The following is a 19,444-nucleotide window of genomic DNA, read 5'->3' on the forward strand; positions in this document are numbered from 1 at the left end:
ACGCGCCCCCTTATACGGATTATAAAACTCGGCCAGTATAGGGATGCGCGTGGGTTGTCGAGATGACATGAGTCAAGTAAAAGTGGGTTAGCTCACAGTTTTCGCGGCTTGCAGCAGGGCTTCCCGAATAGGTCCCGTCTCCTTATGCAGACGAATATCCCGGAATAGCTCGTCTGCCTCAGCATATTCGCGTTTGAGGTAACTGAACCACTGCTTGATCCGGCTGGGGTAGTAGTCGGCCTTCTCGCTCGCCAGATCCTGCTCGGTGTAGCTCACCATCAGTTGCAACACCTCGGCCCAGCTCATGTGGGCGCAGCCTGTCTTCATCACGTTGGCGAGGTTGGGCAGGGAGATGGCGCCGCGTCCCACCATGAGGGCGTCGCAGCCGGAGACACGGGCGCAGGCGAGGGCATCCTGGTGATCCCAGATCTCCCCGTTGGCGGTCACTGGAATGGGCAGGGCGCGGCGGATGGCATCCACATACTCCCAGTGGGCCGGTGCCTTGTAACCCTCCTGCTTGGTGCGGGCGTGTACCGCCAGCTCGCAGGCCCCGGCCTGATAGACCGCCTGGGCGTTGTCCATATAGAGGGTCTTGTCATCGTAGCCGAGGCGGATCTTGGCGCTGACCGGCAGATGGGCGGGCACGGCTTCACGCACCGCCTTGACGATGCGGTAGATGGTCTCGGGCTCCTTGAGCAGCACGGCCCCCCCCTTGCTCTTGTTGACCGTGGGGGCGGGGCAGCCGAAGTTGAGATCCACCCCGGGGGAGCCGAGTTCGATGGCGCGCACCGCGTTTTCTGCGAGCCACTCCGGGTGTTGACCCAGCAGTTGTACCCGCACCGGGGTGCCGGCGCGGGTCTTGCCATCCTGGCGCAGTTCGGGGCAGAGGCGGTGGAACACCTTGGCGGGCAGCAGCTGATCGACGACCCGGATGAATTCGCTGACGCAGAGGTCGTAATCGTTGACGGAGGTGAGTACCTCCCGCATCAGGTGATCCAGCACCCCCTGCATGGGGGCCAAAATAACTCGCATAACCGGTTCCGCAAGGATGAAGGAGTAAAAAGGAGGGCAGATTGTAGAGGTATTGAGGGACGCTGTCAGCGTTGTTCCCCAAGTTAAATGAGGTGAGGGAGGTGGGCGCTCAGATAACGCGCACACAGACGCCAGGCCGATTGCGGCGCTGTCGGTACCTTGGGCAAGTCTGCTAGGCTAGGGAAAGATGTATTGAACCGGAGTCCTAATGAAGCGTTGGTGTTTGATGGCCCTTGGCTGGTTGGCCTTTGTCACGGGGATCGTCGGGATCGTCCTGCCCCTGCTGCCGACCACCCCCTTCATGTTGCTGGCGGCGGCGCTGTTTGCCCGCTCATCCCCCCGTTTTCATCGCTGGCTGCTGGCTCATCCCTGGTTTGGCCCCCCCATCGCTGACTGGCAGCAGTATCGCGGCATCCGCCGTCATGCCAGGCGCCGTGCCATCGTCTTTATCCTCATCTCCTTCTCGGTGTCGCTGCTGGTTGTACCCCTGCCCTGGGTGCGGCTCCTGCTGGTTGCCATTATGGTGATCCTGCTCACCTGGTTAATGCGCCTGCCGGTGCTGGAGCCAGTTGCAATGGAGAAGTGAAATCCCTAAGCTATTGCAGCAATAATGCTATGGAGTCGGCCCGTCATTTTTGCGTGACGGGCCTTTTTATTGCCCCAGGCGGCATTCACTCAAACCGCCACTGCAGGGCTCAAAAAATAAGCGGTCAAATAATGAATCCGGATACCCTGAAGTTTATCGAAGCGAGCATCAAGACCATTCCCGACTATCCGAAGCCGGGCATCCTGTTTCGCGACATCACCAGCCTGATCGAGAATGCCGAGGCCTTCAAGGCCACCATCGATCTGCTGGCCAATCACTACCGTGATCAAGGGATCACCAAGATCGTCGGCACCGAGGCCCGCGGCTTCATCTTCGGCGCCCCGGTTGCCTTCGCCATGGGGCTAGGCTTCGTGCCGGTTCGCAAGCCGGGTAAGCTGCCCCGCGCCGTCATCGAGGAGTCCTATGCCCTCGAATATGGTACCGACACCCTGCAACTGCACACCGATGCTATCGTTCCCGGTGACAAGGTACTGGTCGTGGACGATCTGCTGGCCACCGGCGGCACCGTCGACGCCACCGTCAAGCTCATCCGCCGCGCCGGTGGTGAGGTGGCCGATGCGGCCTTCATCATCTCCCTGCCGTCCTTGGGGGGGGATGCCCGCCTGACCGCCGCAGGCGTCAAGGTGGTTTCCCTGGTCGAACTCGCCGGGGAATAAGCCGCCGGTTTGACCGACAGGCAGGCCTCGTCAGCCTGCCTGTCGACGTTATGGCCCATGCCTCCCCGGCATCGGTTTGAAAATGAAGCGATCCCGCCCCGGGCGCCTCATCCCCCATACAGCCCGCCCTGCATTTGTGTTAGCATCCGGCTCAATGCCTCGTCTTCCAGCATCGAGATCTATGAGCTATCAGGTTCTGGCGCGCAAATGGCGCCCCCATACGTTTGAACAAGTGGTTGGCCAGCAACATGTGCTGACCGCCTTGACCAATGCCCTGGATCAGGGGCGGCTCCACCACGCCTATCTGCTGAGCGGCACCCGCGGGGTCGGCAAGACCACAATCGCCCGCATCCTGGCCAAGAGCCTCAACTGCGAGCAGGGGATCAGCAGCCACCCGTGCGGCGTCTGCGACACCTGCCGCGAGATCGATCAGGGCAACTTCGTCGATCTGCTGGAGATCGATGCGGCGTCCCGCACCAAGGTGGAAGACACCCGTGAACTGCTCGACAACGTGCAGTACCGTCCGGCCCGTGGTCGCTTCAAGGTGTACCTCATCGATGAGGTGCACATGCTGTCGCGCCACAGCTTCAATGCGCTGCTCAAAACCCTGGAAGAGCCGCCCCCCTATGTGAAGTTCCTGCTGGCCACCACGGATCCGCAGAAGCTGCCCATCACCATCCTGTCCCGCTGCCTGCAGTTCCACCTGAAGAGCCTGGATCAGAGCCAGATCGCCAAGCAGCTGGAATGGGTGCTGGATCAGGAGGGGCAGCCGTTCGAGCCGCGCGCCTTGCTGGCGCTCGCCAAGGCGGCGGATGGCAGCATGCGCGATGCCCTGAGCCTCACCGATCAGGCGTTGGCCCATGGCAATGGCAGCGTGCGTCTGGATAGCGTGCTGACCATGCTGGGGACCCTCGATCATCACCATCTGCACCAGTTGCTGGAGGCCATCTTGCGCCAGGACGCCCCGGCGACCATGGCCAAGATCACCGAAATAGCCACCCTGGGGCCGGATTTCGATCAGCTGCATGCCGAGCTTGAAGCCCTGCTCCATCGCGTCGCCATGGCGCAACTGCTCCCCGCCAGCGTGCAGGAGCAGGGGGCGGACGCCGATGCCCTGCTGCAACTGGCGGGGGCCATGAGCCCGGAAGAGGTGCAGCTCTGCTACCAGATAGTGCTCGGGGGCCGCAAGGATCTGCCCTGGGCGCCGGACGGGCGCACCGCCCTGGAGATGACCTGTTTGCGTATGCTGGCCTTCTCCCCGCGCCGCGAGGTGCTGCATCCCGCCAGCCTGAGCGCCGTCCCCGTTTCCATGCAGGCCATGCCGGTGGCCGGGGGGGCGGCATCCGCCACCCTGGGAAAGCCTCGCGGGGCTGAGCCTGCCCCAACCGCGCCGACCACGCCGGAGCCGGCACAGGCCCATCCCCTCGAGACCGTGCGTGCCGAGGGGACACAAGAACCTGTGCGCGAAGAGGATGCCGAGACCATAGAGGCTGGCCAAGAGACGCTGACGCCGCTCTTCGCCGAGCAGGAGGAGTTGCTGCAGGCCGCCCGGCAGATGGGCTATGAGGGGACGCCGGATCTGGTCGAACCGAGCCCCGCCCAGGCCACCGAGTCGAATACGCCCGCCGCACCGGCGTCGTATGCGGTGCCGCATGATCAGGCCGATGCAGCTGACATCGCTCCCCAGGAGGCGATGCCGACCGAGCAGGCCGCGTCATCCGCCGCGTCCAGCATGCAGAGCCTGCTGGGCAAGCGCAACTTGCTGCGAAGCCGCCTGCGGGGGGATGCCACCAGCCCGGCGGCAACGCCCAGGGCGGCGCCAGGCAAACCCGTGGCAGCTGCCCAGCCGGTGCCGGCTCCAGCACCTGCCGCTAAGCCGGTTGCCGAGGCTTGGCAGCCTACGACTCCGGCTCGGCAGTCTGCCGCCATGGGCTACGATGACTTGCCCCCCCTCGACGCCTATGAGGAGGAGAGTGGCGGTGACTACGAAGAGTACCTGAGTCAGGGCTTTGGTGACGCCATCGCCAGCGCGCCCTTGCCCCAGGCCGCACCGACGCCGCGAGCGGCCGCGCCTGCACCAACCAGGGCGCGACCAGAGCCGGACGATCTGCCGCCCTGGGATCTGGACGGGGTGCCGTCCGCCGCAGCCTCTGTTACCGCGTCGGCAGCTCCGGCTCCGGTCCCCATGGCAGCAGCCGAGCCGAGCGAGCCTCAGCCAGCCCCCCCCCTGATGGAAACCATCGACTGGGATGAGCTGGAAGGGGACGCCGAGCAAGATGAGGGGGAGGAGGTCTCGCGCCTCATTCCCTCCTCACTGCTGGTCAATTGCGGCGACCCCTGGGCCGAGCTCATCGCCCGTACCGGGGTGGGGGGGCGCTTGCGTCAACTTGCCATCAACTCCGTGATGAGCCAGCAGGGGGACAGGGTGCTGCTCACCCTCAAGCCCGAGCAGCGCCATTTGGTGAGCGATCGGGCCCGCGCCGATCTGGCAGAGATCATCGGCCCCGAGCTCGGGGGCACCGTGCAGGTGGAAGTGACCCTTGGCACGGATCCGGCGCACGAGACGCCGCTCGAGATAGAGCATCGCCTCTATCTCGGGGTACGCGAGCAGGTGAGCCGGGATCTGGCCGAAGATCCTCATGTACAATTTTTGCAGCAGCGCTTTGGCGCCGTGCTCCATCCCGAGAGCATCGAGCCCCTGAGCCGTTGAAGACGATGGATTAATGGAGACCGGGAGCCTGGCTCCCGGTTGAAAACACCGTTGGCTGCCCCCATCTGGGGTAGAACGAGCCCACAGCCCGGCGCGTATGCCGGATTTCAAGACGAGAGACGACCTATGTTTGGTAAAGGTGGAATGGGTAACCTGATGAAACAGGCCCAACAGATGCAAGAGCGCATGCAGAAGATGCAGGAGCAGCTTGCCCAGATGGAAGTAGTCGGCGAAGCCGGTGCCGGCATGGTCAAGGTCACCATGGCCGGCAGCCACAGCGTGCGCCGCATCGAGATCGATCCCAGCCTGATGGAAGATGACAAGGAGATGCTGGAAGACTTGGTCGCCGCTGCCGTCAATGACGCCGTGCGCCGGGTGGAAGAGCAGAACAAGGCCAAGATGGGCGAGCTGACCGGTGGCATGCAACTGCCCCCGGGCATGAAGCTGCCGTTCTAAGGAATTTAGGTGGGCACGCTAGTGCCAGATCCTGAAAAAGGCCGGAGCAAATGCTCCGGTTTTTTGTTGTTTAAGGTTTCGCGCCTCGGTGTTGATGGCGTCCTGACAGGGGTTGTGACCACAGACGGAACAACCTCATGGTTCCGCTCACCGTGTCGCCAGAGGGGCAAACCCTAGGGCGAGGTGATCGATCAGGGCTCGTACCGAGGGCAGCAAACCCCGCCGGCTGGGGAAGACAGCATGGATCACCTCCTGACGCGGTGCCCAACCGGGCAACAGATGCCGCAGGCTGCCCTCACTCAGCGCCTCCTGCACCATCATGGTGGGGAGTTGCACGACCCCGAGACCCTCGATGGCCGCCTGCCGTAGGCCCTGCATGTCGGTGGTGACAAACCTGGGGCTGTGATGCTGCCTCACCTCGGCGCCATCGGGCCCGAGCAGCTGCCAGCGGTGACCCTCCATGGTGCTGCCATGGCCAAGGCTTGGCCAACCCAGCAGATCCGCCGGCCCCTTCGGCTCGCCATGACGGGCAAGCAGGTCTGGGCTGGCGAGCAGGCACTGGTTTGCATACCCCAGCACCCGCATGGCCAGCTCGCTGTCTTCCAGGGGCAGGGGTCTCACCCGGATGGCGATGTCCAGCCCCTCGCTCACCAGATCCACCGCCCGGTTCACCCCGATGAGCTGCACGCCGATCCTGGGGTACTGTAGGGCGAATTCCACCAGCATCTTGCCCACATGGGCGTGGAGCAGGTCGATGGGGCAGGAGAGGCGCACCACGCCGCAGGGCTCGGTCCGGGTGGAGTCGATGACGGCCTGGGCCGCCTCGGCCTCCACCAGCATGGCCCGGCAACGGGCGTGATAGGCCTGGCCCAGCTCGGTGACCTGAAAACTGCGGCTGGAGCGCTGGATGAGGCGTACCCCCAACCGCTCCTCCAGCAGGGCGATGCGTCGGCTGAGCTTGGATTTGGGGATGCCGAGGGCCCGCCCCGCCTGGGCAAAGCCGCCATTGTCCACCACCTGGACGTAGTAATAGAGATCGTTGAGATCGGGAGTCATGGCTTTATCGTTCACAATATAGGACGCTGAGGCTCAATATTACGCCTACCGCCTTTGTCGTTCCATCCACATAATGATCCCAGACACCATTATCGAGTTGGAGAGGATCATGAAAAGAGTCATCGGTATCTACAGTGCACCCCGTCCCCACTGGGTGGGCGACGGTTTCCCGGTTCGTTCCCTGTTCTCCTACCAGAGCCACGGCAAGGCGCTGAGCCCCTTCCTGCTGCTCGATCGGGCGGGTCCCATGGAGTTCGGCCCGGCCACGGCCCCAAGAGGCGTGGGTCAACATCCACACCGGGGCTTCGAAACGGTCACCATCGTCTACAAGGGGGAGGTGGCCCACCGCGACTCCACCGGACAGGGTGGGGTCATAGGGCCGGGGGACGTGCAGTGGATGACGGCGGCGGCCGGCATCATGCACGACGAGTTTCACTCCGAGGAGTTCAGCCAGCAGGGGGGCACCCTCGACATGGTGCAGCTCTGGGTCAATCTGCCCGCCAAGGACAAGATGTCGGCACCTGGCTATCAGGCCATCGGCAGCGACAGCATTCCGGTGCAACCCCTTGCCGATGGGGCCGGGGTGGTACGCATCATCGCCGGTGAGCTGGCCGGGGCGAGAGGGCCGGCCCGCACCTTCACCCCCATGAATGTCTGGGATCTGAGATTGAACGGTGGCGCCAGCACGGTACTGCCCCTGGTGGATGGTTGGAACAGCGCCCTGATCGTGCTCAAGGGGCGGATGCGGATCAATGGCCAGGAGGAGGCGACCGAGGCGCAACTGGTGCTGCTGGATCCCAGTGGCAGCGAGGTTCAACTTGAGACGAGCGAGGATGCGGTGTTACTGGTGCTGAGCGGCGAGCCCATCAATGAGCCCATTGTTGGCTACGGCCCCTTCGTAATGAATACCCAGACCGAAATCGTGCAGGCCATCGACGACTTCAACAGCGGGCGTTTCGCCCAGATTGCGCCCTGAGCCCAGCGTCATCAAGTTGCACGGATAAAACCAACAAAGCGCCATCGGGCGCTTTGTTGTTTTTATCCCGAAGGAGCGGGTTGTTAGCTCAGCCAGCCGAGGGTGATGGCCAGCCGGCCGCAGAGTGCGGCTAGCAAGATGCCGAGCAGGGTGCGCAGCAGCCAGATCACCACCAGCTGCCCCAGGCTAACCGGGATCTTGGTCGCCAGGATGCAGGGGATGGAGGCGGAGAAGAAGAGCACTGAGCTCACCGATACCACGGCCGTCACATAGCGCACCAGCAAGTCAGCATCCTTGAGCAGGATGGCGGGCAGGAACATCTCGGCAAGCCCCGCCGACAGCGCCCGTGCCGTCTCAAGCGGTTCCCCCAACGCCAGCAACCAGGTCAGCGGCCACAGCAACCATCCCAGCAGATCAAACAAGGGGGTATGCTGGGCCAGCAGCAAGCCCAGCAGACCCACCGACAAGATGGTGGGCACCACGGCGGCGGCCATGGTGACGCCATCTTTCAGGTTGTCCATGAGCTGGCGCGAGAGGGAGTCCGCCTGACGGGATTGGGAGAGACCACAGGCGAGGGCCGCTTGCCAGCGACTCTGGCCCGCAGGCAGCGGTTCGTCGGTTTCCCCTTCATCCTTCATGGTGCTGATGGGGGGCACGCGGGCCAGGATGGCGGTGATGACGAAGGTGATCACAAGGGTGGACCAGAAGTAGAAGTTCCAGTGCCCCATCAGGTCGAGGGTCTTGGCCACGATGATCATGAAGGCGGCGGAGACGGTGGAGAAACCGGTGGCGATGATGACCGCCTCCCGTACCGTGTATTTCCCTGAGAGGAAGACCCGGTTGGTGATGAGCAGGCCGACCGAGTAACTGCCGACAAAGGAGGCCACCGCATCGATGGCGGAGTGGCCTGGGGTGCGCCAGAGCGGGCGCATCACGGGTTGCATCAGGACGCCAATGAACTCCAGCAATCCGAAGCCGAGCAGGAAGGTGAGGGCCATGGCGCCGATGGGAACGATGAGGCCCACCGACATGGCGAGCTTGTCAAACAGGAATGGCAGCCTGTCCGGCGTCATCAGCCAGGCGGGGCCCAGCTCGGTGACATAGAGGATGGCCAGCCCCAGCCCCAGCAGCTTGAACAGGCTCAACACCCGATCGATGGGGCGGGCACGCCAGCGACCGTCCAGCAGGGGGCTGATGGCACCATAGGCGATCAGCAGCAGGATGAGGCCGACGGCGAGGGGGCGTTTGGCTATCAGGAAGCCAGCCAGGTGATCCACCAGTATGGTGCTGCGACCCGCCAGCTCGAAGGGAACGAAGAAGATGGCGATCCCGATCAGGCTGGTGAGCCATAGCTTGATGCCGGCTCCGGTGCGGGTGGGGGCAGTCAGGGTATTCTCAGGCTCCATTGTTCCTCCTTGTGATCCTCATGGGTCAACTCCTGTCGAATGTTTATTTGTATATACAATATCGATGAGGAAGCAAAATGGAAGCAAAAAATTCACCAAAAAGTAACAACTTTGGTGTGAAGACCCGTATGGGTTTTATGCAGTCGGGTCTGACAAGGGGACGCTCGGGTTCATGGCTGAGTGGGGCCGAGGCCTGAAGGAAGAGAAGGTGTCGGCACAAAGGGAAAAGGCAGTGACGGGAACTTCGTTAAGCAGATAAACCCCTCTTCAAGCGACAAGAACAAGTTGAAACATTAGTTTGGATTTAAAAACTTTTGTTGCCTGCTTTCATATGTATCGTTTTCATGACTATTCATGGATTAGTTATAAAGGCTTTATTGATTTGATGGCTTCTCGAGTTTCCCATTGCAGAGTAAGATGCCTCTTCAATAAAAATAAGAATTAGGAGTTCGGGTGTGAAGGCATTAGTAAAAGAAAGGATATCGCCCTATATCAGCCAGTTATATGAGTGCGGTATTAATGATTCTGACATTAAGTTGGTGGTGGACCAATTTCGCGTTGAACTGTCCGGCAGTTCATCCCTGTTCTTATTGCGGGATGATGACAAGAGTGCCGGCATCAAGCTCTTCGCGAGCGGCTTGACCGAGGCCCAGCAGCAGTTTTATGTGCAACACCATCGCCAGGATGTGTGGTTCAATCATTATCTGGACAAGGGCTGCCAGGGGATAGTCAACGCCAATGCCATCTCCAGTTCACCGGGGCTGCTGGCGAGCTTTGGTGCCCAGTATGCGGCGGGCGGTGTCTGCCGGGTGAAGGGGCGGGGGCTCAGCAGTCTGTGCAGTTATCGTGGCAGCGCCCAGGATGATTTCAGCGCCCAGGATATCTCCTCCCTCACCGAGATCTATTCCGGTCTGGCGGCCTGGAGTCAGCATTATTGGAACCTGCTTGCCCTGGAAACGCAGAATTATCAACTGCAACAATTGGTTAAAAACCATAATAAGCCCAGTGCCATCATAGATGACAAGGGGCATATTCATTATTCCAATGTGGCGTTCAATCGCATCTCCGATGAAAATGTGGAGTTGCGGGCCATGAATGGTATCTTCTCGCTACAAAATAAGGAGCAGCAGCGTCAGTTCAAGGAGATCTTGAACGGCTTCGCCTATTTGCTGCCGGGGGCCAGCGCTTATATGTCTATTCCCCGTCAGTCGGATTTAAGACCACTGCTAGTGCAATGCACTCTGATGAGTGGTCTCAACCGCTTCGAGCGTTATGTGGAGGTGGTGCTGCGTGACCCCGAGCACGCCTTCAACCCGGACATCGAAGCGCTGGCCAGCCTCTATCCCCTCACCATCGGCGAGAAGGAGTTGCTGGTGTTGATGAGCAAGGGCTACAGCAGCAACGACATTGCCGAGCTGCGCGGGGTCAAGGTGGAGACGGTGCGATCCACCCTGAAGGGGGTCTTCAAGAAGACAGACTGCCATAGTCAGAACGAGCTCTTGCTGCTGCTGCAGTCCATCTCCTGATGGCCCGACGGGCTATGCTTGGGGTGAGCCGGACATCCCGCTCGGCTCGCGCCTCCCGCCCGGGAGGCCTGTTGGGGGAAGCGTCATGGAATCACTCAAGGCGAAGGATTATATGCAGACCCGGCCCATCACGTTCAGCGCAGACATGATGGTACAGGCCGCCGTCACCAAGTTTCTCAACAGCCATCAGCTCGGCGGCCCTGTGGTGGATCCCCAGGGCCATCTGATCGGCTGGGTATCGGAGCAGGATTGCATCGCTGTCATGCTCAAAGAGGCCTATCACTGCGAGCAGGTAGCTCAGGTCAGGGATGTGATGCGCAAGGAGGTGCTGGCGGTTGACCCCGACACCAGCATTCTGGAGCTGGCGGAGATGATGATGGGGCAAAAACCCAAGATCTATCCGGTGGTGGAGGGGGGACGGCTGCTCGGGGTCATCAGCCGTCACAACGTGATGCAGGCCATCCATGCCCAGCTCGGCACCTGCTTCGTGCGCCAGGCCAGGGTATGAGCCTTGGTGGTTAAGCAATAACGGGAGCAGGCAGGGTGCCTGCTCTTTTTTATGTCATCTGAATGCCTTCGCCTGGGAAGGGCTGCTTTAAGGCTTGCACCGCTCCCCCCCGCTCTTTAGGATCTGCCCCAGCTATCGCATTGGCCCCTTGCGGGCTTCTCATAAGGAATCAGTACCTTGTCTCTCTCTCTCGAGGCGCTGCGTCGCCGCTTGTCCGCCTGCATGAATCTCGACGCCCGCCGTCTCTCCAGCCGTCTGCACGGGGTCAAGAAGCTGCCAGAGGCCAAACAGGCCGCCGTGCTGGCGACCATAGCCGCGGATCTGGAGGTGGCCGAGGCGCGCTACCGCTCTCGCCTGGCCGGCGTGCCAAAAGTCACCTATCCGGACAATCTGCCGGTCAGCCAGAAGCAGGCGGAGATCGCGAAAGCCATCAGTGAGCACCAGGTGGTGATCATCGCGGGGGAAACCGGCTCAGGCAAGACCACCCAGATCCCGAAGATCTGTCTCGCACTCGGGCGCGGGGTGAGGGGCTATATCGGCCACACCCAGCCGCGCCGCCTCGCGGCCCGTACCGTGGCGGCCCGTATCGCCGAGGAGATGGAGTCCGAGCTCGGCCAGTACGTGGGCTACAAGGTGCGCTTCACGGATCAGGTGAGCGAGCAGACCCACATCAAGCTGATGACGGACGGGATCCTGCTGGCGGAGATCCAGAACGACCGCCTGCTGACCCAGTACGACACCATCATCATCGATGAGGCCCACGAGCGCAGTCTCAACATCGACTTCATCCTTGGCTACCTCAAGCAGCTGTTGCCGAGGCGCCCGGATCTCAAGGTGATCATCACCTCGGCCACCATCGACCCCCAGCGCTTCTCCCGCCACTTCAATCAGGCGCCAGTGATCGAGGTGTCCGGCCGTACCTACCCGGTGGAGGTGCGCTATCACCCGCTGATGGAGGGGGAGGGGGATCGCGACGAACTGCAGGGGATCTTCGACGCCGTCGAAGAGCTGGCCCGGGAAGGGCTCGGGGATATCCTCATCTTCATGAACGGGGAGCGGGAGATCCGCGACACCGCCGACGCCCTGCGCAAGCTGAACCTGCGGGACACCGAGGTGCTGCCGCTCTACGCCCGCCTCTCCAACGCCGAGCAGAACAAGGTATTCCAGCAACACGCCGGACGGCGCATCGTGCTGGCTACCAACGTGGCGGAGACCTCCCTCACCGTGCCTGGCATCCGTTACGTCATCGATCCGGGCACCGCCCGCATCAGTCGCTACTCCTGGCGTACCAAGGTGCAGCGCCTGCCCATCGAGCCCGTCTCCCAGGCGAGCGCGAACCAGCGCAAGGGGCGCTGCGGCCGGGTGGCGGACGGCATCTGTATCCGCCTCTATTCGGAGGAGGACTTCAACAATCGCCCAGCCTTTACCGATCCCGAGATCCTGCGCACCAACCTGGCCTCCGTCATCCTGCAGATGTTGGCGCTGGGGCTCGGCAACATGGAGGCCTTCCCCTTCGTCGAGCCGCCGGAGTCCCGCCACATCAAGGACGGCCTGACCCTGCTCAAAGAATTGGAAGCGGTGAAGGAGCTGCCTGCCCGCCATCTGAACGGGCGGGAGCTGGAAGAGAAGCTGCAGCTCACCGAGACCGGTCGCCAGCTGTCGCGCATTCCGCTCGATCCCAGGCTCGCGAAGATGGTGATCACGGCGGCGCAAACCGGCTGTCTCAGCGAAGTCATGGTGATCACCGCGGGCCTGAGCATCCAGGATCCCCGTGAGCGCCCCATGGAGAAGAAGCAGGCCGCCGACGAGCAGCACAGGCGCTTCGAGGACAAGGATTCGGACTTCCTCGCCTTCGTCAACCTCTGGAATTACCTCAAAGAGCAGCAGGATCTGCTGGGCAGCAACCCGTTCCGCCGCCTGTGTCAGAAGGAGTTTCTCTCCTACCTGCGGGTTCGCGAGTGGCAGGACATCCACTTCCAGCTGCGCCAGACGGTGAAGGAGCTCGGTTTCAAGACCAATGCGGAACCGGCGGACTTCAAGACGGTGCACTGCGCGCTGCTGACCGGGCTGCTCAGCCATATCGGCAACAAGGATCTGGAGAAACCGGAGTTCCTCGGCGCCCGCAACGGCCGTTTCCACCTGTTCCCGGCCTCCGGCCTGTTCAAGAAGCCGCCCAAGTGGGTGATGGCCGCCGAACTGGTGGAGACCTCGCGCCTCTACGCCCGCATCAACGGCAAGATTGAGCCCGAGTGGGTGGAGCCCCTGGCGGGCCATCTCATCAAACTGCATCACAGCGACCCTCACTGGTCGAAGAAAAATGGCGCCGTCATGGCCAAGGAGAAGGTGACCCTCTACGGCCTGACTCTGGTCAACGAGCGCCTCATCAACTTCAGCCGCATCGATCCCGCCCAGTGCCGTGAGCTCTTCATCCGCCGCGCCCTGGTGGAGGGGGACTTCGAGACCCGCCACCGCTTCTTCGCCGAGAACAGAAAACTGCTGGCGGAGGTGGAGGCGCTGGAGCACAAGTCCCGGCGCCGCGACATCCTGGTGGACGACGAGGATCTGTTCCGCTTCTACGACGCCCGCCTGCCGGAGGAGATCATTTCCGCCCGCCACTTCGACAAGTGGTGGAAGGAGGCGCAGAAGCAGGATCCCGAGCTGCTCAACTTCGAGAAAGAGATGCTGATGAAGGGGGATGCGGCCCACATCAGCGATCTCGACTACCCGAACTTCTGGCAGCAGGGCAGGCTCAAGTTAAAACTCAGCTACCAGTTCGAACCGGGGGAGGCGGCGGACGGCGTCACCCTGCATATCCCGCTGCCGCTGCTGAACCAGGTGGAGGTGAAGGGCTTCGAGTGGCTGATCCCCGGGCTGCGTCACGAGCTGTTGGTAGCGCTCATCAAGTCCATGCCCAAGCCCATGCGCAAGAACTTCGTGCCGGCGCCGAACTACGCGGATGCGCTGCTCGCGACGCTCGATCCCGAGCAGGGGCCACTGCTGGACGAGATGGAGCGCCAGCTGCGGCGCATGACCGGGGTGACCGTGCCGAGAGAATCCTGGGACTGGGCATCGGTGCCCGATCACCTGAAACTCACCTTCAGGGTCGTGGACGACAAACACAAGAAGGTGGCGGAGGGCAAGGATCTAGAGGCGCTGAAAGAATCCCTGCGCGGCAAGGTGCAGGAGACGCTCTCCCAGGTTGCGGACGACGACATCGAGCAGTCCGGCCTGACCCTGTGGAGTTTCGGCGAGCTGCCGAAGGAGTACTGCCAGAAGCGGGCTGGCTTCGAGGTCAAAGCCTATCCGGCCCTGGTGGATCAGAAGGATTCGGTCGCTATCCAGTTGGTGGAGAGCCCCGTGGTGCAGCAGCAGCTGATGTGGGCGGGCCAGCGCCGGTTGGTGCTGCTGGGGGTGCCATCCCCCATCAAGTACCTGCAGGAGAAGCTGCCGAACAAGGCCAAGCTCGGCCTCTACTTCAACCCCTTCGGCAAGGTGGCGGAGCTCATTGACGACTGCATCGCCTGCGGCTGCGACCGGCTGATCGAGCAGCACGGCGGCCTGGCCTGGGACGAGGCGGGCTTCGAGGCGCTCAAGGAGTTCGTGCGTGCCGAGCTCAACGACGCCGTGGTGGAGGTGGCCAAGCAGGTGGAGGCGGTGCTGACCCTGTCCTTTGATATCAAGAAGCGGCTCAAGGGCAAGATGCAGCTCGACACGGCGTTCGCCATGTCCGACATCCAGCTGCAGCTCGACAAGCTGATCCACAAGGGCTTCGTCACCGAGACCGGCTGGCAGCGCCTGCCGGACTTGCTGCGCTACCTGCGCGCCATCGAGCGGCGCCTCGAGAAGCTGGCCATCGATCCGAACCGGGATCGGGTCTACATGCTGAAAGTGCAGAGCGTGGAGTCCGAATACAAGGCGCTGCTCGCGAAGATCCCGAAATCCCAGCTGATCCCGACCGAGGTGGCCAACATTCGCTGGATGATAGAGGAGCTGCGGGTGTCGTTCTTCGCCCAGCAACTGGGCACCCCCTATCCGGTTTCCGATAAACGGGTGCTCAATGCGATATCCCAGTGCTAAGCTGCTATCTATCTGTTTTCCTGAATCATTGTGTGATGGGGTGACAGGAAGAGTCGGGGGATGGGTGCGAACAAGAAGAGACGGGGAGGCGCAACTATGTGGGGGATCTGGTTAGGGGCCGCGCTGGTCAATATCAGCGGCTATCAACCCATCGCGGAGCAGACCTGGGTGCAGCTCAATCCGGAGTATTATCCGGCGCACCGCGCCGTGCCGCCCATCTTCGTGGCCTGGCGGGGCAATCAGTTCCCGCCGCTGGAGCAGAAGAAGAAAAATGGCCGCTGGCAAATCCTCTTCCCCGCTCGCCTGGTGCCCCCCTTCGACTTGTTCGAGGGGGAGGCCCAGCTCTCCAAGGCCTATCTGGCGCGCCTCAAGCGTATCGACGAGATGGCCTACGGGGTCTCCCCCCATCAGGGGAGCGCGCCTGTACAGGCGGTGGCGGCCACGGAGATTGAGCTCGGGATGCAGCCCTTTATCGCCGAGTTCTCCTTGCCCACCCGGGGCGCTGTGCGCCGGCAGGCGGGAGAGCCTCTGCTGGCCAATCTGGGGTATGGCCCCTCCCTTGAGGGCGCCACCCGGCTGGCCTCCCGTCCCATAAGTGTTCCTGAGCAAGGCGGGGAAGCCACCCTGACCCTGTCGGCCCCCGCGGCCGGTGGATCTCAGCCTTGTCATCGAGTGGCGGCGGGGGAGACCCTCTGGCGCATCGCGAGTGAGCTGATCTCCCAGGGGGGCAGCGGGACGGATACCTACAGCTATCTGCTGGCGCTGGTGGAGGAGAACCGCTCCAGCATGGGAGCAGGGATCAAGGTGCGCACCGGTCAGAGCCTCTACTGTCCCAGGGCCGAGACCCTGGCCCGGTTCGATGCCATGAGCCCGGCCCAGCGTCAGCAGCAATTTGCCCGTCTGGAGCAGGGTCGCTGAGGGGATGGCGGCCTTTGCACGGCATCGGCCAGCCATGAGCCACGAGGGAATACGGCGAAGAGCACCCCGGCGGCTTGTATCCACCAAGGCCCCATGCTAGTATTCGCGCTCGTTTTGCGAGGTGCTGACCGGTCGCAGTCAACACCATACATTCATCTTAAAAGAGATAACTACTATGTCTTTCGTATTCCAAGCTGAAGTCCGTTCTGACCTGGGGAAAGGTGCGAGCCGCCGCCTGCGTCATGCTGACCAAGTTCCTGCCATCGTTTACGGTGCAGGCAAAGAAGCCGTGTCCGTTACCCTGGACCACAAAAAGCTGATCCTGGCCCAAGAGAAGCCGGAGTTCTACTCCTCCGAGCTGACCCTGGTCATCAACGGCGAAGAAGTTAAAGTGAACGTGAAGGCTATCCAGCGTCACCCGGTTCGCTACAAGCTGGTTCACCTGGACTTCGTACGCATCTAATTGCGTCAGTCCGGTTGAATGAAAAGCCACTCTTCGGAGTGGCTTTTTGCATTCTGGCGTTTGGACAAGGGTGTGGATATAAAAGAAGGGTGACCCTGGGGTCGCCCTTGTCTTTGGGATGCGCGGCTACCAGGCCGGCTGGGTGAGGTAGGGGTTGCTCACCCGTTCGCGGCCGAAGGTGGAGCTGGGGCCGTGGCCCGGGATGAAGACGATGTCATCCCCGAGAGGCAGCAGGGTCTCGGTGATCGAGCGAATGAGGGTTGCGTGATCGCCGCGGGGGAAGTCGGTACGACCTATGCCGCCAGCGAAGAGCACGTCACCGACCCAGGCGAGGCGTTCGGCCTGGCTCAGCAGGATCACGTGACCCGGGGTGTGGCCCGGGCAGAAATAGACCTCCAGCTCACAGTTGCCGAGCGCCACCTTGTCTCCCTCTGCCAACCAGGCGTCCGGGGTGAAGGCCGGGGTGTGGGGGAAGCCGAACATCTGGCTCTGCCGGGGCAGCATGTCGAGCCAGAAGGCGTCTTCCTGGTGGGGCCCGGTGATGGATACGCCTGTCTGCTCACGCAGCTGGTTGGCGGCCCCCACGTGATCCAGATGACCGTGGGTCAGCAGGATCTTGGCGAGTGTCAGCCCATGTTTGGCGATGGCAGCAAGCAGCTTGTCAGCCTCGCCGCCCGGGTCTATCAGCGCCGCCTGGCGAGACTCGTCACACCAGATGAGGGAGCAGTTCTGGGCAAAGGGGGTGACCGGAATGATTTCAAATTTCAGCATGTCGAACTCTTCTGATTGGCGTGTTGCTCGGCAAAGTAGGCGAGGCATGCCGCCTTATCACCCCGGAAGCGGATCCGCTCGCGCTTGTTGTTGAGCTGATAGAGGTACATGGGGTCGTAGTAGCGGGTCAGCAAGAGACGGATCCAGGCCAGATGCGGCTCGGTGTTGCCGCTACTGACCTGCTCGGCGAGGGCCACCTGCATCAGGGCATCCAGCTCCCGGTGATCCTTGTCCCCGAGGCGGCGCTTGAGACGCGCCAGGGCATCGGTCAGGTAGCCGGCAAACAGCGGCCAGCCTTCCTCGGCGCCGTACATCTCCCGATAGCGCAACCAGAGATCCACGACGTAATCGGCCCGGATCTGCTCGGCGCGCTCCTCTTGCGGCACGTCCACCACCACCAGCGGCGCCTGGCACATGGCCTCATAGAGGTTCAGCGGCAGGGCGCAGCGACCGATGAGGCGGCTTTCGTCCTCCACCACGAAGGCGGATTCTCCGAGGTGGCGGCGCTTGAGCAGCTCGATGGCGAGCCTGTTCTCGAAGTTGATGTTGCTGGGCTGGCCACCCGGCAGCTGGCCGAAGGAGGAGCCCCTGTGATGGGCGTGCCCCTCCAGATCCACCGCCTGGGCGACTCGCTCCAGCATGTGGGTCTTGCCGGAGCCCGTCATGCCGGTCAGCACGGTCCAGTGACACTCGGCCGAGGCGCTCGCCTGGGTGTCGATGAGGAAGCGGCGCAGCTCCTTGTAGCCCCCGGCCACCCGAGGGCGGGTGACGCCGGCATCCGCCAGCCACTGCTGCACCGTCTGGGAGCGCAGGCCGCCCCGGAAGCAATAGAGCAGGGCGTCGGGCTGCTGGCGCAACTGGGCCAGCCAGCCTTCCATTCGTGCTGCCCGCACATCGCCACCCACCAGCTGATGACCCAGCGCGATGGCCGCAGCCTGGCCCTGCTGCTTGAAGCAGGTACCCACCTGGGCGCGCTCCTCGTCCGTCATCAGCGGCAGGTTGGCGGCGTGGGGGAAGGCTCCCTCGTTGAACTCGATGGGGGCGCGCAGATCGATGAGCGGCACATCGTCCAGGAATATCCGGGCCAGATCCGTCGCCTGGGGCAATTCACTCATTGGATGACCTCGATAAAGCGCGCACCCACGAGGGGTTTCATCACCCCGATGGGGGAGAGGGATAGCCCAGCCTCGCGGGCAATGCTCAGCAGCTCGGCCTCGCTCTCCTTGCCGACCGCCACCAGCAGACCGCCGCTGGTCTGGGGATCGCAGAGGATGTTGCGGGTGCGATCGTCCATGGCGTCGAGCTTGTGGCCGTAGGAGTCGTGATTGCGCAGGGTGCCGCCCGGCACGCAGCCCTCGGCGAGATAGTGATCCACCTCGGGCAAGAGCGGCAGGGCATTGAACTCGAGGCGGGCAGAGAGCCGGGAGCCTTCGCACATCTCCAGCAGGTGGCCCGCGAGGCCAAAGCCGGTCACGTCGGTCATGGCGTGCACCCCGGGCAACTCGGCGAAGCGCTGGCCAATCTTGTTGAGGGTACACATGGCCTCGGGGGCCAGCTGCTCGTGCTCGGGCTTGAGCTTGCCCTTCTTCTGGGCCGTGGTGAGGATGCCGATGCCCAGCGGCTTGGTCAGGTAGAGCACATCCCCCGCCTTGGCGGTGTCGTTCTGCTTGATGGCATCGAGCGGCACTATGCCGGTCACCGCCAGGCCGAAGATGGGCTCGGGGGCGTCGATGCTGTGACCACCGGCCAGGGAGATCCCCGCCTCGTGGCACACCTGGCGGCCACCGTCGATCACCTGCTGGGCCACTTCCGGCGCGAGCGTATTGATGGGCCAGCCCAGGATGGCGATGGCGACGATGGGTTTGCCGCCCATGGCATAGATGTCGCTGATGGCGTTGGTGGCGGCGATGCGACCGAAGGTGAAGGGATCGTCGACGATGGGCATGAAGAAGTCGGTGGTGGAGACGATGCCCTGGCCGTTGCCGATGTCCACCACGGCGGCGTCATCCTTGCTGCTGTTGCCGACGATGAGGGTCGGGTCGTCAAATCCCGGGATCTGGCTCTTGAGGATGGTGTCGAGCACCTTGGGGGAGATTTTGCAGCCGCAGCCAGCGCCGTGGCTGTATTGGGTGAGACGAATGGAAGACATACTGACCCCTCTTGGTTCAAGCTCGCATGAAGCGGTTCGATATGGGTGCGGTCATCGCATTGCGGATAATCGCAGAAAACGGGTGAGCCCGGGTGGCGGGGCGAGCCGACGGAGCGCGCCGCGTAGGGACTGG

At 62.7% G+C, this 19,444-nt stretch carries 16 protein-coding genes; 10 read left to right on the top strand and 6 right to left on the bottom strand.

Going from position 1 to position 19,444, the window contains the following annotated elements; translation table 11 throughout:
* Nucleotides 1–87: 87 nt before the first annotated feature.
* The gene (gene dusC, locus ACT5M9_RS00655) at nt 88–1,032 is read right to left on the bottom strand and encodes a tRNA dihydrouridine(16) synthase DusC (RefSeq protein ID WP_438550953.1); all 945 of its coding nucleotides are present in this window, start codon (nt 1,030–1,032) and stop codon (nt 88–90) included.
* Nucleotides 1,033–1,240: 208 nt separating this feature from the next.
* On the opposite strand from dusC, the gene ACT5M9_RS00660 reads away from it, so the two are divergent.
* The 4 genes from ACT5M9_RS00660 (at nt 1,241) to ACT5M9_RS00675 (ending at nt 5,461) form a co-directional block, all read left to right on the top strand.
* A complete protein-coding gene (locus tag ACT5M9_RS00660; RefSeq protein WP_457978691.1) occupies nt 1,241–1,618 on the top strand; it encodes a YbaN family protein in 378 nt (125 codons plus the stop codon).
* Between the two features lie 131 nt (nt 1,619–1,749).
* Complete coding sequence (apt, locus tag ACT5M9_RS00665) at nt 1,750–2,295, top strand: adenine phosphoribosyltransferase (RefSeq protein ID WP_434662368.1); 546 nt, start codon at nt 1,750–1,752, stop codon at nt 2,293–2,295.
* A gap of 181 nt (nt 2,296–2,476) precedes the next feature.
* The gene (gene dnaX / locus ACT5M9_RS00670; protein ID WP_457978689.1) at nt 2,477–5,005 is read left to right on the top strand and encodes a DNA polymerase III subunit gamma/tau; all 2,529 of its coding nucleotides are present in this window, start codon (nt 2,477–2,479) and stop codon (nt 5,003–5,005) included.
* Between the two features lie 126 nt (nt 5,006–5,131).
* Nucleotides 5,132–5,461: a YbaB/EbfC family nucleoid-associated protein gene (locus ACT5M9_RS00675; protein ID WP_050716988.1), complete on the top strand. Its 330-nt coding sequence runs from the start codon at nt 5,132–5,134 to the stop codon at nt 5,459–5,461.
* Between the two features lie 147 nt (nt 5,462–5,608).
* On the opposite strand, the gene ACT5M9_RS00680 is transcribed toward ACT5M9_RS00675, so the two are convergent.
* On the bottom strand, nt 5,609–6,517 hold the full coding sequence (locus tag ACT5M9_RS00680) for a LysR family transcriptional regulator (protein WP_457978687.1): 909 nt from the start codon (nt 6,515–6,517) through the stop codon (nt 5,609–5,611).
* Nucleotides 6,518–6,626: 109 nt separating this feature from the next.
* Between ACT5M9_RS00680 and ACT5M9_RS00685 the strand changes: the two genes are divergently transcribed.
* Nucleotides 6,627–7,493, top strand: a complete 867-nt coding sequence (locus ACT5M9_RS00685) for a pirin family protein (RefSeq protein WP_457978685.1) — start codon at nt 6,627–6,629, stop codon at nt 7,491–7,493.
* 83 nt (nt 7,494–7,576) lie between these two features.
* Here ACT5M9_RS00685 and ACT5M9_RS00690 read toward each other — a convergent pair whose 3' ends face one another.
* The gene (locus tag ACT5M9_RS00690) at nt 7,577–8,899 is read right to left on the bottom strand and encodes a YjiH family protein (RefSeq protein ID WP_457978683.1); all 1,323 of its coding nucleotides are present in this window, start codon (nt 8,897–8,899) and stop codon (nt 7,577–7,579) included.
* Nucleotides 8,900–9,354: 455 nt separating this feature from the next.
* Here ACT5M9_RS00690 and ACT5M9_RS00695 point away from each other — a divergent pair, with 455 nt between their 5' ends.
* The 5 genes from ACT5M9_RS00695 (at nt 9,355) to rplY (ending at nt 16,391) form a co-directional block, all read left to right on the top strand.
* A complete protein-coding gene (locus tag ACT5M9_RS00695; RefSeq protein WP_457978681.1) occupies nt 9,355–10,425 on the top strand; it encodes a helix-turn-helix transcriptional regulator in 1,071 nt (356 codons plus the stop codon).
* 85 nt (nt 10,426–10,510) lie between these two features.
* The gene (locus ACT5M9_RS00700) at nt 10,511–10,933 is read left to right on the top strand and encodes a CBS domain-containing protein (RefSeq protein WP_438550946.1); all 423 of its coding nucleotides are present in this window, start codon (nt 10,511–10,513) and stop codon (nt 10,931–10,933) included.
* Between the two features lie 177 nt (nt 10,934–11,110).
* On the top strand, nt 11,111–15,010 hold the full coding sequence (gene hrpA, locus ACT5M9_RS00705) for an ATP-dependent RNA helicase HrpA (RefSeq protein WP_457978679.1): 3,900 nt from the start codon (nt 11,111–11,113) through the stop codon (nt 15,008–15,010).
* A 96-nt stretch (nt 15,011–15,106) separates the two neighbouring features.
* Nucleotides 15,107–15,928, top strand: a complete 822-nt coding sequence (locus ACT5M9_RS00710) for a hypothetical protein (protein WP_457978677.1) — start codon at nt 15,107–15,109, stop codon at nt 15,926–15,928.
* A 175-nt stretch (nt 15,929–16,103) separates the two neighbouring features.
* Complete coding sequence (rplY, locus tag ACT5M9_RS00715; protein ID WP_025326956.1) at nt 16,104–16,391, top strand: 50S ribosomal protein L25; 288 nt, start codon at nt 16,104–16,106, stop codon at nt 16,389–16,391.
* 126 nt (nt 16,392–16,517) lie between these two features.
* Here rplY and ACT5M9_RS00720 read toward each other — a convergent pair whose 3' ends face one another.
* From ACT5M9_RS00720 to selD, 3 genes are read right to left on the bottom strand one after another with little or no spacing between them, the layout of a single operon-like run.
* A complete protein-coding gene (locus ACT5M9_RS00720) occupies nt 16,518–17,162 on the bottom strand; it encodes an MBL fold metallo-hydrolase (protein ID WP_457978675.1) in 645 nt (214 codons plus the stop codon).
* Nucleotides 17,156–18,277, bottom strand: coding sequence for a tRNA 2-selenouridine(34) synthase MnmH (mnmH, locus tag ACT5M9_RS00725; protein ID WP_457978673.1), 1,122 nt, complete (start codon nt 18,275–18,277; stop codon nt 17,156–17,158). Before mnmH ends, ACT5M9_RS00720 begins: the two co-directional genes overlap by 7 nt.
* Entirely contained in the window at nt 18,274–19,311 is a 1,038-nt protein-coding gene (gene selD / locus ACT5M9_RS00730) for a selenide, water dikinase SelD (protein ID WP_457978671.1), read from the bottom strand. The genes mnmH and selD overlap by 4 nt, the downstream gene beginning before the upstream one ends.
* Between the last annotated feature and the right edge of the window lie 133 nt (nt 19,312–19,444).

The sequence above is a fragment of the Aeromonas sp. AE23HZ002T15 genome (assembly GCF_054165525.2).

Excerpts from the sequence above, each read along its gene's own strand:
- ACT5M9_RS00710 (WP_457978677.1), top strand. The coding sequence starts at position 15,107 with ATGTGGGGGATCTGGTTAGGGGCCGCGCTGGTCAATATCAGCGGCTAT.
- mnmH (WP_457978673.1), bottom strand. The coding sequence starts at position 18,277 with ATGAGTGAATTGCCCCAGGCGACGGATCTGGCCCGGATATTCCTGGAC.
- ACT5M9_RS00690 (WP_457978683.1), bottom strand. The coding sequence starts at position 8,899 with ATGGAGCCTGAGAATACCCTGACTGCCCCCACCCGCACCGGAGCCGGC.
- ACT5M9_RS00675 (WP_050716988.1), top strand. The coding sequence starts at position 5,132 with ATGTTTGGTAAAGGTGGAATGGGTAACCTGATGAAACAGGCCCAACAG.
- dnaX (WP_457978689.1), top strand. The coding sequence starts at position 2,477 with ATGAGCTATCAGGTTCTGGCGCGCAAATGGCGCCCCCATACGTTTGAA.
- rplY (WP_025326956.1), top strand. The coding sequence starts at position 16,104 with ATGTCTTTCGTATTCCAAGCTGAAGTCCGTTCTGACCTGGGGAAAGGT.
- ACT5M9_RS00685 (WP_457978685.1), top strand. The coding sequence starts at position 6,627 with ATGAAAAGAGTCATCGGTATCTACAGTGCACCCCGTCCCCACTGGGTG.
- apt (WP_434662368.1), top strand. The coding sequence starts at position 1,750 with ATGAATCCGGATACCCTGAAGTTTATCGAAGCGAGCATCAAGACCATT.
- ACT5M9_RS00720 (WP_457978675.1), bottom strand. The coding sequence starts at position 17,162 with ATGCTGAAATTTGAAATCATTCCGGTCACCCCCTTTGCCCAGAACTGC.
- dusC (WP_438550953.1), bottom strand. The coding sequence starts at position 1,032 with ATGCGAGTTATTTTGGCCCCCATGCAGGGGGTGCTGGATCACCTGATG.
- ACT5M9_RS00700 (WP_438550946.1), top strand. The coding sequence starts at position 10,511 with ATGGAATCACTCAAGGCGAAGGATTATATGCAGACCCGGCCCATCACG.
- ACT5M9_RS00660 (WP_457978691.1), top strand. The coding sequence starts at position 1,241 with ATGAAGCGTTGGTGTTTGATGGCCCTTGGCTGGTTGGCCTTTGTCACG.
- selD (WP_457978671.1), bottom strand. The coding sequence starts at position 19,311 with ATGTCTTCCATTCGTCTCACCCAATACAGCCACGGCGCTGGCTGCGGC.
- ACT5M9_RS00680 (WP_457978687.1), bottom strand. The coding sequence starts at position 6,517 with ATGACTCCCGATCTCAACGATCTCTATTACTACGTCCAGGTGGTGGAC.